The 14,828-nt window shown below is 51.0% G+C and carries 13 protein-coding genes; 5 read left to right on the top strand and 8 right to left on the bottom strand.

Features of this window, described 5'->3' with window-relative positions; all coding sequences use genetic code 11:
• The first annotated feature begins 269 nt into the window (after window positions 1-269).
• The gene (locus tag CCY32_RS02160; RefSeq protein WP_088328898.1) at window positions 270-1,037 is read left to right on the top strand and encodes a PEP-CTERM sorting domain-containing protein; all 768 of its coding nucleotides are present in this window, start codon (window positions 270-272) and stop codon (window positions 1,035-1,037) included.
• A gap of 67 nt (window positions 1,038-1,104) precedes the next feature.
• On the opposite strand, the gene CCY32_RS02155 is transcribed toward CCY32_RS02160, so the two are convergent.
• The gene (locus CCY32_RS02155) at window positions 1,105-1,689 is read right to left on the bottom strand and encodes a nucleoside deaminase (RefSeq protein WP_088328896.1); all 585 of its coding nucleotides are present in this window, start codon (window positions 1,687-1,689) and stop codon (window positions 1,105-1,107) included.
• Between the two features lie 163 nt (window positions 1,690-1,852).
• On the opposite strand from CCY32_RS02155, the gene CCY32_RS02150 reads away from it, so the two are divergent.
• Window positions 1,853-2,416 (top strand): alkylphosphonate utilization protein, encoded by a 564-nt coding sequence (locus CCY32_RS02150; RefSeq protein WP_088328894.1) that lies wholly within the window; start codon window positions 1,853-1,855, stop codon window positions 2,414-2,416.
• 18 nt (window positions 2,417-2,434) lie between these two features.
• Here the strand turns inward: CCY32_RS02150 and CCY32_RS02145 are convergent, their stop codons facing one another.
• Together CCY32_RS02145 and ushA are read right to left on the bottom strand one after the other, a co-directional pair.
• Window positions 2,435-3,463, bottom strand: coding sequence for a patatin-like phospholipase family protein (locus CCY32_RS02145; RefSeq protein WP_088328892.1), 1,029 nt, complete (start codon window positions 3,461-3,463; stop codon window positions 2,435-2,437).
• A 67-nt stretch (window positions 3,464-3,530) separates the two neighbouring features.
• A complete protein-coding gene (gene ushA / locus CCY32_RS02140; RefSeq protein ID WP_088328890.1) occupies window positions 3,531-5,159 on the bottom strand; it encodes a bifunctional UDP-sugar hydrolase/5'-nucleotidase UshA in 1,629 nt (542 codons plus the stop codon).
• 245 nt (window positions 5,160-5,404) lie between these two features.
• On the opposite strand from ushA, the gene CCY32_RS02135 reads away from it, so the two are divergent.
• Window positions 5,405-6,424 carry a 2-dehydropantoate 2-reductase gene (locus CCY32_RS02135; protein ID WP_088328888.1) on the top strand — a complete coding sequence of 340 codons (1,020 nt, stop codon included), beginning with the start codon at window positions 5,405-5,407 and terminating at the stop codon, window positions 6,422-6,424.
• Between the two features lie 21 nt (window positions 6,425-6,445).
• Entirely contained in the window at window positions 6,446-7,045 is a 600-nt protein-coding gene (locus CCY32_RS02130; protein WP_246840501.1) for a VTT domain-containing protein, read from the top strand.
• A gap of 27 nt (window positions 7,046-7,072) precedes the next feature.
• On the opposite strand, the gene CCY32_RS02125 is transcribed toward CCY32_RS02130, so the two are convergent.
• Window positions 7,073-8,416, bottom strand: coding sequence for a DEAD/DEAH box helicase (locus CCY32_RS02125; RefSeq protein WP_088329231.1), 1,344 nt, complete (start codon window positions 8,414-8,416; stop codon window positions 7,073-7,075).
• A 113-nt stretch (window positions 8,417-8,529) separates the two neighbouring features.
• Between CCY32_RS02125 and CCY32_RS02120 the strand changes: the two genes are divergently transcribed.
• Window positions 8,530-9,387 (top strand): carboxylate/amino acid/amine transporter, encoded by an 858-nt coding sequence (locus CCY32_RS02120; RefSeq protein ID WP_088328884.1) that lies wholly within the window; start codon window positions 8,530-8,532, stop codon window positions 9,385-9,387.
• 26 nt (window positions 9,388-9,413) lie between these two features.
• Here the strand turns inward: CCY32_RS02120 and CCY32_RS02115 are convergent, their stop codons facing one another.
• The 4 genes from CCY32_RS02115 to CCY32_RS02100 form a co-directional block, all read right to left on the bottom strand.
• Complete coding sequence (locus CCY32_RS02115) at window positions 9,414-10,958, bottom strand: glutamate synthase-related protein (protein ID WP_088328882.1); 1,545 nt, start codon at window positions 10,956-10,958, stop codon at window positions 9,414-9,416.
• A 140-nt stretch (window positions 10,959-11,098) separates the two neighbouring features.
• Window positions 11,099-13,144 carry a tyrosine-protein kinase domain-containing protein gene (locus CCY32_RS02110; RefSeq protein WP_088328880.1) on the bottom strand — a complete coding sequence of 682 codons (2,046 nt, stop codon included), beginning with the start codon at window positions 13,142-13,144 and terminating at the stop codon, window positions 11,099-11,101.
• Window positions 13,144-13,665 carry a polysaccharide biosynthesis/export family protein gene (locus tag CCY32_RS02105; protein ID WP_088328878.1) on the bottom strand — a complete coding sequence of 174 codons (522 nt, stop codon included), beginning with the start codon at window positions 13,663-13,665 and terminating at the stop codon, window positions 13,144-13,146. Before CCY32_RS02105 ends, CCY32_RS02110 begins: the two co-directional genes overlap by 1 nt.
• Complete coding sequence (locus tag CCY32_RS02100) at window positions 13,647-14,822, bottom strand: hypothetical protein (RefSeq protein ID WP_088328876.1); 1,176 nt, start codon at window positions 14,820-14,822, stop codon at window positions 13,647-13,649. Before CCY32_RS02100 ends, CCY32_RS02105 begins: the two co-directional genes overlap by 19 nt.
• Between the last annotated feature and the right edge of the window lie 6 nt (window positions 14,823-14,828).

The following is a 14,828-nucleotide window of genomic DNA, read 5'->3' as shown; positions in this document are numbered from 1 at the left end:
CATCACGCCTGCTTTCTTTTGTCTAACCCTGTTTGCCCGGCACTAGTCCGGGCTTTTTTCTTGGGGTTCGACTTTCTGCTTAACATATCGTAAAAACCTATTGTTCTAAAAATTTACATCGCATTTCCCGATATGACGGTTAACATATTGATAAATATAGATAATATATTTTGGCATTGAAAGTGCTTACATACATTATTGTGGCAACAGTGCGGACTCTAACAGCATGACGTCACGCTGATATATCTTTTTAAACAAGAGGGATAACAATGCTTAAGAATGTGATCAAGACTGCGGTTGCTGTATCCGCATTGACTGCGGCGGGCATGGCCAGTGCTACCGTGGTTTATCAGGCGCCGGAAAATGTCGTGGGTGGATATTGCCCAACCTGTGCGGGTACATCCACTACCATGGGCGATGATATTTCACTGGCGGGTGGTGCCGCAACCCTGACAGGCATGACCTGGGATACCTCTAACTATGGCAGTGATTACGATGCCGATATTCAGGTTGAGTTTTACAATGTGGATCTCTCACAAGGGTTTCCGGCATTAGGTGATTTGATCTTCAGCCAGACATCGACACATTTCCTGGCTGGCGGCGAGGGTGGTCCGGTAAGAACTTTTGTGGATATCATGCTGCCTTCAGTGGACGTTTCTGAGCGTTTTATCTACACCATTTCCGTGCTTAACAATAACGGCGGTACTAATTGGAATATGGCCGGGCAGTTAACCAACTCTGAACAAAGCGAAGATGAATCTCTGGCACAAGCCCAGATCGGCAGCAATAACGAATTCGATTTTATCTTTGGTGACTGGGTGTCAGAATTTGGTGCGGATATCAATACGCTGGAAGTTCAGCGTCTGGACATGGCGTCTTATCAGCTGGGACTTCAGCAATACAGTGACACCTATGGTGTCTACAGTAATGTTACGCCAAATGTAACCTTTACCGCGGCAGATATTCCTGAGCCAGCGATGTGGATGACCTTTGGTCTGGGACTGGCTGGATTGTTTGCGCAGCGCCGCAGAAGCTAACCTGTCAATAAACCTGAAAAAGCTCACTTCGGTGAGCTTTTTTTGTCCTGGCGGGGGATGCTGTTAGCTAGCCGTTATAGATCTCTCCGCCATTTAGTCGGTAATCCTGCAACACTTGTCTGCCTTGTTCGCGCATCAGCTCCCGCACCACGTCCAGCCCCGCTTTTTTAAGATACGCATAGGATTGTTCAAATACCGGCCCTTCGTCAAAGCCAATGGCCCGTGCATCTTCACCGGTAGCGGCGCACACCAGGCGTTTCACACCACTCCATAGAGTTGCTCCCATGCACATGGCACAGGGCTCGCAGGAGGTAAACAGCTCTCGCCTGGCGCCTTGTGCACCGAGGGTGAAATTCTCAATTCGCTTCTGGCTCAGCATAATGGCAGTCACTTCACCGTGCAGGGTTGAGTTATTTTGCGCTACGACCTGATTGACGCCCACCCCAAGTAGCTTTCCACTGTCCATATCGAAAATGGCCGAGCCAAACGGGCCACCGGTCTGGCGTTTCACGTTTTCGTCCGCCAATGTAATCGCCAACGCCATTTTTTCTTCATCACTGTGGTAGACACCTTGCCAGTCTGCAATCTCATGAATCCAATCCGGCAATCGGATCGCTACCTGCAGTTGTGGGCTCTGCGATGATGCACACATACTCAATCCTTAACTTCAGTGGGGTTGTTGTGGTTACGCCAACAATAGTAACCCAAGTGGCAATGAATAGGGTGATCTGAGCCGGTCAAATGCTGCTTTTTCATCCGTTTTTCCTTTTGGTTTCAGGCTATAATCGACCTTTTACTGACCCATGGAATAGTGCATGTCTTTACAACCGGCCCTGAGTGAGCGAGCAGGGGATAAATGCGAGCTGTGTAACAGCCCTGACGGACTGGCTCCGGTAGCCGTACCGCCAGCTGAACAGCCTGGTCTGGATAACCATGTACTGATGTGCTCAGAATGCCGTCAGCAGTTTTCCAACGAGGTAGAGCTTGAGCCCAATCATTGGCGTTGTCTGAATGACACCATGTGGTCACAGGTTCCTGCTGTGCAGGTGGCAGCCTGGCGCATGTTGAAGCGCCTGTCAGCAGAAATATGGGCGCAGGATTTATTGGATATGCTGTATCTTGAGCCTGATGTGCTGGTGTGGGCGCAGGCGGGTGATGACTCTGATCGTGAGCCAACGCTGGACAGTAATGGTGCGGCTCTGGCTACGGGCGACAATGTGACGTTAATTAAAGACCTGGATGTAAAAGGCGCAGGTTTTACCGCCAAACGTGGTACAGCTGTGCGCGGCATCAGTCTCACTGATAACCCCAAACACGTGGAAGGCAAGGTTAACGGGGTTCGTATAGTATTAGTGGCGGACTATCTGAAAAAGTCCTGAATACGGGTTGTCCTTTAACTACAACCGATTGACCGGCTGATTTGCCGGGTCTTCAAACCACTGAAAATAGGCCTCCGCGCCCTTAATGCCTTGCTCAAGCAGGGCATTTTTCTTTTCCTCAGAAAGATCGAAATCGGTCGTGTTGACATCAAGGGTGTTGATATACACGGTGCGCTGCCAGTCATCGCCATGCAAATGCTGATTTTCCTGCACCAGTAACATGGCCGATAGCAGCGCTTTGGCATAGTCGGTAAAGTTTTTTATGGGTTTACTCTTTGGCGCCTGATTGTATCGATACAGCGCAATTTCTTCGGCGGTATCCAGCCTTAAACCCAGGGTCTGGCGATTATAGACATAGGGGCTACGGCCAGGCTGGTTGAGCAGGAAGCGGGCATTCTCCTGGTTGTAATACTCGGTTTGTCGTATGGCCTGTTGTTCCTGAATATCGATGTACTTATCGCGGTCAAACAGTTTTATCGGATAGTTACGCATAACCCCACCATCCACATAAACATCGTCAAAACGGCCCAGACGCATCGCGGCAAAGAACAGGGGTATTGACATGCTGATACGAATCGCCTGCACCAGCGGCATATCAGCGTGGCGTTCAAAGGAAAACACCTCTCCATAACCGGTGGAAAGATTGGTACCGGTGACGTACAGATCTCTGAGACCGGAATTTTTGAGATCGCGAAATGTGGCTTTTTCATTGCCAAGTTTTTCTTTTACCAGTGAGGCCAGCCAGGTGGAAAAATAATCGCCTTTGTGCCAGCCAAAATCTTTAGCCAGACGCCGAATATCACGGATCACACCAAAAGAATCATCCATAAAGGCGGCAAAGTCGGTTGAGCGCAGGATCTGTAACTGGCGGGGGATATCAAAACCCAGGGCAAAAATCAGCGCATTGATGGCGCCAGCACTGGTACCTCCGACCCGGCGAATGCTCTTTAGTTGCTGACGTTGCTCCAGAGTCTGCATGGCACCGATATAGGCAATACCTTTAACACCACCGCCTTCAAACACGAGATTACGAAACTGGACAGGCATAGCGAGCTCCTTGCTGAGTTTGGCCTGTGCTAAAGCTAGTCCAGATTTATCAGAATTACCTTATTTTTTATCCGGCGTTGATGATCTCTCCGGAGGGGGCGTAATCGCTGGCATCGATAGGGCTGTTCTGCTGCATATACAGCCGCAGCACCTCTGCATCCACAAAGCCGGTGTCTACGTATCCAGGGTGGTCGGTCAACCTGGGATACCCGTCACCACCTGAGGCATAAAAAGCTGCCAGAGAAAAGCGATACTGACTCTGTGGTTGAAGGGGAGAACCGCCAATTTTCACATCCTCAAGCCGACCCTTTACCAGTCTGAAAGACAAATTATAAAACTGGGCATACGCGCCCGAGTCTGTTGGCTTGGTGGCCACCTGAGAAAGGTAGTCCAGCACTTCCTGTCCGGACATTTGTACATAGCCGACGGTATTACCAAAGGGTTGCACGCGGAGTACGTCTTTGTAGGTGACATCACCCGGATTAATAGAATCACGGACACCACCACCACTGATAAGGCCGAAATCGGAATGGGTTTTGTGCATTTGTGCGGCGGCAATCAACCTGCCGAGATTGGTTTGTCTGAACCTGACTTCACTGCGATCGCCCTCCAGCCTGCCGTTCAGTTCAGCAATTTTGACATTCAGCTTTTGCGCCCCCATTTGCTGAAAGGGTTGCAGCAACGCAAGCATTTGCGCATCTTCGTTGAGAGGGGGCATGGCAGCCGGCTGATTCCTCAGATTGACCGGTATCAGCTGATACTCTTGCAGTTCAAGCTCGCCGTTACGCAGGATGAAATCTGCCCGGCCAACATATTTTCCCCACTCATGGGCCTGCATAATCCAGGTACCGTTTTGGTAGTCAGGCTGGCAAGGCTGGCCCGGTGAATATGCCTGTTGATTGATATGGGCGCTGAGCATGCATACCGGCTCCTGAGAATGGCCACCGATAATCATATCCAGACTGCCTGGGACCTGGGCTCTGGCCAGTGTTACATCGCCAGGCGCATTGATACCGGACTCGCCATTATCATAGTGGCCCATGTGAGTTACCGCGATCACCATGTCAACGGCATAACGACGGCGGACATCAGCAATCAGTGCTTTGGCCTCAGCCGCTGCATCGCGAAACTCCAGCTCTTTGATGTACTCGGGATTGCCGACTTTTTCCGTATCTTCGGTTGTCAGGCCAATCACGACAATCGTTAATCCCTGGCGTTTAAGCACAGCGTAGGGCTGATATCGCCGATGCTGGGTATTGCGATCATAGATGTTGGCAGAGAGCAGGGGAAAGCCCGCCCAGGTGTGTTGTCTGTCTAATACACTGAGCGGGTTGTCGAATTCGTGATTACCCAGTGCCATGGCATCGTAGCCGAGCAAGCGCATGCCTTTAAAATCTGGCTCTGCCTGCTGTAAATCTGATTCCGGCACACCGGTATTGATATCACCGCCAGAGAGCAACAGTACAACGCCACCTTTGCCTTCTACTTCCTCCCGAATCCCGTCTATCAGGGTTTTTCGGGCTGCCAGCCCGTACTCACCGGCATCATTTCGCCAGAACCGCCCGTGATGATCATTGGTATGCAAAATAGTGATAGAGACGGGTTGTGTAGACGGCGACGTGTTAGCAGCACATCCTGTGATGAGTATGAGCAGCAGACTGCTAAGCACCAAAGTACGGTGACAAAATACATGCATAAAGACGTTTCCCGTTGTCATTATTAGCAGGCTATTCTACCTCAGAGACTGAATATAAATCCTGCTTTTTAATAGCCTGTTCCGCCTCAGGCAAGGTAAGCTTACAAATACATATGCACCCCTGTCTGCTGTGTGCATGTCAGTCACAACATATCAGCGATGTGTGCCTCACAGAGGAGCCTTTTTATTGGCTGCCCCGGCCTTAATCGCTGTCAGAACGGGCCACATATTAAAGGAGTGATAAGATGCAGCATATTATTTTTGGCGCTGGCCTTATCGGTCGCTATGTGGGTGCCGTGATGGCATCTCAGGGACTGAATGTCTGTTTGGTGGGGCGTGCAAAGGCATCAGTAAAGACTGAGCAGGAAATTCGTCTGAGCCATTATCAGGGAGGCACGCTGGGGCCAGTTACACTCAAGTGGTTCGACTCACAGAACGCACAGGCAATTCCTCCGACAGATGTACTGTGGCTGACCGTGAAGTGCACCAGTATAGAGCAGGCAATTCGGGATATGGCACCGCTTATAAGGCCTGCTACCTGTATCCTGTGTTGTCAGAATGGTTTGGGAGCTGACGCCTTGGTGCGTGAAGCGTTTCCCAACAACAGAGTGCTAAGGGGCGTGGTCGGATTTAATGTCACACAGACCTCTCAGGGGACGCTGCATTGTGGCTCTCAGGGTAGCCTAGTACTGGAAAAAGATGCGCGCTGTGCTTCGATGGCGCAGTGGGGCGCGCAACTCAATTGTAAGCTACTCAGTGTGGAATTCAGCGATGCCATGACAGAGCTACAGTGGTCCAAGCTGCAACTCAACCTGGGCAATGCGGTGAATGCCCTGGCCGATATTCCGGTGCAGTCCATGCTGCGTCAAAGGTGTTACCGCAAAGTGTTGGCGACGCTGATGGAAGAGCTCCTGGCGGTGGTCAAGGCCAAAGGCCTGCATTTGCCCCGGTTAACGGCTTTGCCAGGTCACTGGGTCCCCAGGGTTCTGAAATTACCTGATTGGCTTTTCGTGCGCATAGCCAATAAAATGCTGGAGATTGATCCGCAGGTTCGCACTTCTATGTGGTGGGATTTACATCAAAACCGAAAAACCGAAGTCGCTTTTCTAAACGGCGCTGTTGTTGAAGAGGCCTTGAGCCTTGGACTGGTCTGCACTGCAAACCAGGTCATTCATCAATTGATTAAAGAAGTGGAGCAGGGGATTCGCCAGCCTGGGATCACAGGTGATGAGCTGTTACGTCTGGTCTGCAACGGCCCGCAATAATACCAACAGAGAGTATTGAGATTGAAAGCTGTATCCAAAATGGCCGGAAAGGGCGCTGCTGATTATTGGCTGGAGCGCTTGCGTCAGAGTCCCTATGCGCTGGTATTATTGTTTTTTCTATCGTCACTGGAAGCGACTCTGATCCCCATTCCGCTTGAACTGGTGTTGATCCCTTACATGATGATTGAGCGCCAACGTATCTGGTTAGTCAGTTCAGTCGCATTGCTGGGGTGTCTGGTGGGGGCGCTGTTTGGCTATTGGGTTGGTGTTAGTCTCTTTGATAGCCTGGGGCAGTGGTTGATTAACACGCTCGGTGGTGCTGAGTCATTCGAACGGTACGTTGCCAGTCTTGAGGAAGAAGGGTTTGTTGCTATCTTTATGGTGGGGATCACGCCCGTTCCTTTCCAGTTTGCCATGCTTGGGGCAGGCGCCACAGGTTACCCCTTGATGCTGTTTTTACTGGCATCGGCACTGTCCCGCGGGATCCGCTACTACGGCCTGGCGCTATTGGTTTTGTTATTCGGCGACACCGCTGCCGAACTGTGGAAAAAGCACGCCAGAGCAGTGGGGGTTTCACTGCTGATGGTATTTGTGATCGGCTTTGCGATGTACTTCCTTTAACACACCAAGGTGGTGAAGAGCCCCTTTTTATTCTTCTTCAACGTCAGGGGACGCTTCAGAAGCCTTTGGTCTGGGCTTTTTACGCACCAGCACCTTATCGCCCACCTCTTCACCGGCCATGGTGTTGACCCGTTTTTTGCGTGGCTTCAGGGGTTTGTCCGTTGCTTTGGCATCATCTTGCTGGTGTCGGGATTGATGTGGCTTACCCGTTTGCTTGCGAAAACCTTTAAATTTACCTTCCAGGCCGGCCAGGCTTGTAAATTCGATTTCTTGTTCGAGCAGCGCTTTAATGGCGACAAAACTGTTCCAGTCTTTCGGTCCTACCAGCGAAATGGCATGTCCCTGATTACCGGCTCGTCCCGTTCTGCCAATTCGATGCACATATTCCTCTGCCTGCTTGGGCAGGTCAAAGTTGATGACCAGCGACACCTTGAGTAAATCGAGCCCTCTGGAAGCGACGTCGGTTGTCACCAGAATCTGATGCTGGCCTCGGCCAAATGCATTCATGATATTGCTTCGTTGCGACTGGCTCAGTTCTCCTGAGAGGGCAACACTGCTCAGCCCCCAGTCAGTCATCAGACGGGCAAGACGATCAGTATCATCACGGGTGGCGGTAAACAGAATGACCTGCTGATAATCCTGCTGGGCAAGGAGGTGTTTAAGGAGTGCTTCTTTATGCTCAATGTGATCCGCTAGAATAAAACGCTGACTAATGTCCACATGCTCTTCACCGGCACTGCCGATACTGATGCGCTTGGGATCTTTTAGCAGTGTGGCGGTAAGATAATGCAACTCTGCATTATCCAGCGTGGCGGAAAACATCATACTCTGGCGCTTACGGTGGCTGGCAGCGGCATCAATTTGCTTGAGTTGTGCGGCAAAACCCAGATCAAGCATGCGATCGGCTTCGTCCAGGATCAGCATTTCCAGTCCATCCAGAAACAGCGATTTATCCATCAGGTGGTCTGCAATACGCCCGGCCGTACCCACTACAAACTGTGGGTAACGTCTGAGTGCTTTGACCTGATCATTGAAGTTCTCACCGCCAAGAATCAGCACCGATTTATTGGGGGTGCCCTCCAACAACGCTTTAAGCTGCAGGAATACCTGTTTTGCCAGTTCCCGGGTGGGGGCTAGGATCAGCACGCGAGGGTCTTTTTTGCTCAGTGCTTTTGTACGTAATACCCGGTTAATGGCCGGGACAAGGTAGGCTAGGGTTTTCCCGGAGCCGGTTTTGGAGGAGGCAATGAGATCTTTACCTAACAGACCATGGGGTAGGGCCTGGGCCTGGATATCCGTAGTCTGAGTAAAGCCTTTTTGTTCAAGTTTGTGCAGCAATCGCTGATCAATGGGAAGATCGGTAAATAGCAAGATATAACCCGGCATAATGATTTGTGGCAAGTATACACTAAAGCCACTGGCAAAGTGTTCTTCACAACGGTAACCTCAGCGTATTTTTTACATCACCTGACTAACATTTCAGTATGATCTACTTGCTTGCCACCACGTTGCTGTGGGCATTTTCCTTTAGCTTGATTGGCGTGTATCTGGCCGGCCAGGTAGATGCATGGTTCTCAGTGCTGACCCGGATTGCGCTGGCCACGTGCCTGTTTCTGCCGTTTTTGCGCCTGCGGGGAATGCCATTGAGGCTGGCAGGACAACTTATGGCCATCGGCGCTGTGCAGCTGGGCTTGATGTACAGCTTTTATTATCACAGCTTTTTGTACCTTAGCGTACCGGAGGTGCTGTTATTCACGGTGATGACGCCATTGTACATTACGCTGTTGAACGATGGATTGAGTCACCGTTTTCACCCCCGTTTTCTGGCCGCAGCCCTGCTGGCCATCATCGGCGCGGCAGCCATCCGTTATGATGGCATCGATGCCGGTTTTATTCAGGGCTTTGTCATTGTGCAGGGGGCGAACCTTTGCTTTGCCAGTGGACAGGTCTTTTATAAAAGGTTGATTAAAGATAACCAGATACAGTCGCAGCATCAGGTGTTTGGCTGGTTTTTTATCGGGGCGCTGTTGGTCGCGGTGATCTGTTATGGGCTCTTTGGTGACCGTGCCGCTTTGCCCCAAACCTCGATGCAATGGGGGATATTGGTGTATCTGGGGCTTATCGCGTCCGGGCTGGGGTATTTTGCATGGAACAAAGGGGCCACAATGGTCAATGTGGGTACTCTGGCAGTGATGAATAACCTTCTTATCCCAGCCGGGATCCTGGTCAATGTGCTGATCTGGAATCGTGATGCGGATTTGTTCCGACTGGCCCTGGGGGGCGGCATTATCATTCTGGCGCTATTGCTTAACGGCCCCCCGAAGCATAGCGCTGAAGCGTGACGAACTCCCCCCTCGCTTTTTGAGGATTAATGGGGTGGCAGTAATCCAGCATAACTGACGCCGGTCAAAAGGGCGATATCGCGATTCCAGGTAGCCAGATCGTGCTGATTAAATTTACTCAGCGCATCATGGCCGCAGGCCCGAGCCATGACTTTCATCAATTCTGTAGAGGCACAAAAAAAGTTGTACAACTGCTCAGCCGATTTGTCGATATTGATGCGTTGGCGCAGGTCTGCTTTTTGAGTCGCAATGCCGGCGGGGCAATTGTTGGTATTACACATTCTGGCAGCCACACATCCTATGGCTTGCATGGCGCTATTGGATATCGCGATGCCGTCTGCACCCAGTGCCAGGGCTTTGATAAAATCAGCCGGTACCCGCAGGCCTCCTGTGATGATAAGCGTCACTCTGCCACTGGCACCTTGCTGATCCAGATAATGACGGGCTCTGGCCAGGGCTGGTAGTGTGGGTACGCTGATGTGGTCCCGAAACAGGCTGGGGGCAGCACCGGTGCCACCGCCGCGACCATCCAGAATGATGTAATCGGCACTGGCATCGAGGGCAAACTGAATATCCCGTTCAATATGATTGGCACTGAGCTTGAACCCGACAGGAATGCCGCCGGTGATCTCTCTGACGCGATCGGCAAAGCGTTTAAAGTCCTTAGCGCTATACAGGTCCTTAAAGGTGGGGGGAGAAATGGCAGGCTGGCCTTCGGGAATCCCCCTGACACTGGCGATCTTCGCCGTATTTTTGTTGCCGGGCAGGTGGCCACCGGTACCGGTTTTGGCTCCCTGTCCCCCTTTGAAATGGAAACACTGAACCTGTTCTAACAAGGCTTCCTGGTAGCCAAACTGTGCGCTGGCCAATTCATAGAAGTAGCGGCTGTTTTCAGCCTGCTCTTCTGCAAGCATACCACCTTCACCGGAACAGATACCGGTGCCGGCTTTCTCAGCCCCCCTTGCCAGCGCAACCTTTGCCTCTTCTGAGAGGGCGCCAAAGCTCATGTCTGACACCAGCAGGGGAATTTTTAGTGTGAGGGGCTTTTGGGCTTGTGGCCCGACGACCAATTCGGTTTCCACATCGTCTTGTTCCATTAAGGGTTTGGTGGCCATCTGCGCCACCATGATCTGAATATCATCCCAGTGAGGCAGAGTATGACGGGGCACACCCATGGATGTCATGGGTCCATGATGTCCCATCTTGCTCAGTCCCTCACGGGCGAGTTGATGAATCAGCTCAACGGTAGGCTCTTCCACAGTGGCCCTGGCAGTTGGTGCCTTCTCATCATTATCCTTGACACCGGGTCCGGGTTTGCCCACATCATCCTGTTGAAACTGTTTATGGGTACCGTCACAAAAGGGGGGATTGGCGGTGTGTTTACACTGACACAGATACACGTCCTCACTTTTCTCTGCCACAAAGGACTTGGGTTTAAAGGGCGTACCGGTATGGGAGCCGTCACAAAAAGGCTGTTTAGACGAACGCCCACAGGCGCAAAAATGATATTCTTTATCTTGCTCTACGCTGACCTTAACAGGTTTATTGTCCGCTACGATGGGCTTTGTCATGTTTTGGCTCCTGATTTCAACCCCTTAAGCATAGCGGGAATTGTAGAGAATGCCGTGACGCTGAAAAAGCAGGCTATTAGGCTCTGATTAAACGTAATTCGCATGCAGGAAAAGTGCTGAACACACTAAAAGGATTGGTATCAGGAGGTGACCTTTTTCACTTTGTTTAATACCACACCCAGCAAGAGGGTGTTGGTTTCACGCAGGTTCTGCACCATCTGTGTGAGCTCTCCGCTCTGGGTATTTTCCATGTCGCATACCACGATAACGCCGTTGGCCAGTCGCGACAGCATCAGGGCATCGCTGACGGATTGTACAGGTGGGGCTTCCATCAATATCCTGGGGAAGGTGTCGTTTAATCGTCGCAGAAAATCCCGGAAACGGTTGGTGGAAATTAAAGCGAGTGGATCCGCAGGGATGGCACCTGAGGGTAGGAGCGTCAGACGGTTATTATTACGACGGTATAAGCAACGGTTGATCCTGGCTTTGCCATCTAACAGCTCAGTTAAGCCGGGTTGATGAGGCTCAAGGTTGTAGGCTTTGGCCATAGATGGGGCGCGTAAATCTATATCGGCAAGGAGTACGGGTTCGATGTTACTCAATGAGTCGGCAAGATTGCTGACGATGCTGGCTTTACCCTGGCGAGGTTTGACGGATGTGATGGCAATAATGCTTTTCTTGGGCAGGTTGTGATTAATCAAAATGGCAGTACGCAGCGCCCTTATGCCTTCAGAGTAATGATAATCGGTTTCGCCCAGTCTGGCCCTAAGTGGACTGTTTTTACGCTTGCGGTGTACTTTGCCAATCTTTGGTAGCATGGCCAGTACCGGTAGATCCAGGAGCTTTACCTCGTGTAAAAGGCGGGCATGCTGATCGCCAATCAAAGACACCACGAACCAAAAACCAGTACTAAACACGCAGGCAAAACAAGCGGCAAAGAATATCAGGCCGCGGGTGTTGGGTTTGCTGGGAACATCAGGAAGCGGCGCTTTATCAACCACGGCGAATTCTTTGTTGTCTCCCATATCCTTGAGCATCTCCATTTCCTGAAGCTTGGCCATAAAGGCTTCATGGATCTTCTGTGTGCCAGTCATTTCCTGCTCTAATCTGGCCATGGTCAATTGATGCTCTCCCAGTTCACGTATCTCCTTTTTATTTTGTGCGATGGCCGCCGACAGCTCCTGATTGCGCGATTCCAGTGCCTGAATAAACTGACTCAATGCAATGACCTGCTCGTCGACCCGTTTGTGTAACTCCTGTTCGGCTTCGGCCAGATTGCGCGCCGCCCGCTGGTATTTCGGGTGTTTGTGTTTGTAACGCTGTGTGACCTGAGCCATGAGATTACTTTGGGTGATGTAATGTCGTCTGGATTGCTCTACCTGGGGACTTTTAATGACCCAGGGGTGGCTCAGAATAGCGCGATAATCATCGCCTGAGGCCTTAATTTGACTCAGATGAATACGCGCTTCTGACAGCTGTTGCTGCTGTTTTAGCTGCTCTTTGACCAGTTCACTGACCTGATCTTGCAGCATGCCCATTTGTGCACGTAAATCGACAATGTTGTTGTTATCCAGGTATTGCTGAAAGTTCTGTTCTGTCTCAGACAGACGTGCCTGTATCTCTACCAGCTGTATGTTTAAGCGCTCTGAACTGTTGAGCACTTTCTGTTGCTGCAATCTGGCATGAAAGGCAAAAAATGCGGGGCCGATACTATTTGCGACCCGCTGTGCTAATTTGGGGGAATAGGAAGAAAAACTGACTTTGAGCATATCAGTATTGCGAACCTGATTGATACTCAGGTTTGCCTGAAAGCGGCGCAGAACATCTGCATCGCTACCGCCATACTCAGGCTTTTGACGCAGGGTGAGCTCATCAATCAGGATCTGTGCGAAGGCCCTGGAGTGCATAAACTCTATGTAGGTCTCCATTTTGGCGTCTTTGGCGTTGGGCAACAGGTTAAGGTTGCTCAGAGGCATGCCTTTATCGGCGCCACCCAAAAGTAAGGTGCTGGAGGCCTGATAGACCTTGGGTAATTGCAGAATAAAGTAGCCAAGCAACACCGTGATAGCGATGGTCATGATAATAATGCGCCACTTCTGGTTCCACATAAACAACAGCAGCTGACCAGCACTGAAACTGCTGGATTGGTAGAGCTGCTGTTCCTGTGGCTTTTCAAGGGCTAGCATCAGAAGATACTCTCTTCCACAATGATCACATCACCGGGCATCACGGGGGTACTTGCGGTGGCCGGGATCTTTTCGCTGTCTCGCACAATAAACCACGCTTTACGTGAGGCTCTGTCTGTTAAGCCGCCAGCAATGGCGATGGCTTGTTCCACATCCAGATCAAATAAAAACTCGTGACGGCCTGAGCGATTGACGGCCCCTTTAATAAAAATGGGCCGGTAGGCCTCTATGGTTACCGTCACTTCCGGATGAACCAGGTAGCCGTCCAGTAGGGCATGTTCAACTTCAGTGGCAATGGCACCCGGTGTTTTATTCAAAACTGCAACCTGGCCGATCAGCGGGAACTGAATGTAGCCGGATTGTGGTACTTTGGTGCGCACCGCTAATTCAGGCTCATCAAACACACTGATCGCCAGCGTGTCACCGGCACCGATCTGGTAACGGTCATCATTGGCAATCGCTAACCATGTGACGAAAACGCTGCTAAGCAGACAGGCGCGAATCAGAATCTGTATTGCCATGATGCCATTATCTGCGACTGCTGATAGTCGACGGTGTTATCGCTTAACTGATTGTCCTTATATTGCAGGGATAAACGGAACTGATGTTGTTGCTGTAGCGCCAGGGCTACCCAAACGCGCGCCAGTTTCTCATCGAGAAATCTTACCTGTACGGCCTCCTCAAAGCGCGTTTCTGATGTGTTTAGCAGTAATCCCCATTGCCATAGCTGACTGTAACGATAGGTCAATTCCAACAACAGGCTACGCATGCGACTGTCGCTGGCCAGTTCACTATCACCGGCAACAGAGTCCTGGGAAGATTCTATGCGGATACCGGTATCTTCCCTGGGACGATAATTCAGTGATAATTGCCAGGCACTGCCGTCGGTATCCGGTCTTTGTTCGGTTTCCCGCTTGTATGCACCCACCAGTGCTTTTATGCGGGTCAGGCCGGAATAATCCCATTCAATCCCTGCAAGTACTTTGTTTTTGTCGCTGTCAAAACGGGTCACAGCCAGGTAGTCGTCCTGTTGATTTTCCAATTCCAGAATAAAACGCGTGGCAGCAGATAAACGAAACGCAATGGTGCCAGTAAGCGTGGTCTGGTCCAGTTCGAACTCGTCCAGGTAAGCATTATCACCAGAGTAACGTACCGCCCCGTGGTGGTAGTTGAGTGACAGGCGTCGGGCGCTGGCATCGTGCCCATAAGATAATCCCAATTGCGCGTCGCTGTACTTTCGGCTATCCGTTGCAACAATGTCTTCTCTTAGCCTGGAAAGGCCGGTGCCTGGCATTTGATCGGTATGCTGATAACCTGCTGAACCATTAAGTTGCCATGCCTGACTCAGGTGCCATCTGCCATGGGCGGCAATCTCGCCCTGAAAAAAGCTATTATCCTGCAGCAGGGATGCTGGCTGTTGTTGCCATTGATTGAGCGTGGCGCCGTAAAGCAGCTTGTATTGCTGCCCTTCGCCCAGCGCCACCAGTGCGCCATGGGCATCTAACTGCCATCCCAGGGCCGATTTATCCTCGCTTTTCAGCGGGTTGATATTATCGGTTGCCAGCAGGGCATTGCTCAGCACCAGTTTATCGGTGTTCTTGTCATATTCTGTGTAGCTCTGTGCCGAACAAGTGAACGGCAGCAGCCATGCAGCAGCTGCTATCAAAGATTTATGCATCAGATT

Source organism: Lacimicrobium sp. SS2-24 (genome assembly GCF_002201535.1).
Classification (GTDB): Bacteria; Pseudomonadota; Gammaproteobacteria; order Enterobacterales; family Alteromonadaceae; genus Lacimicrobium.
This window is presented reverse-complemented; position numbering and strand designations above follow the sequence as displayed.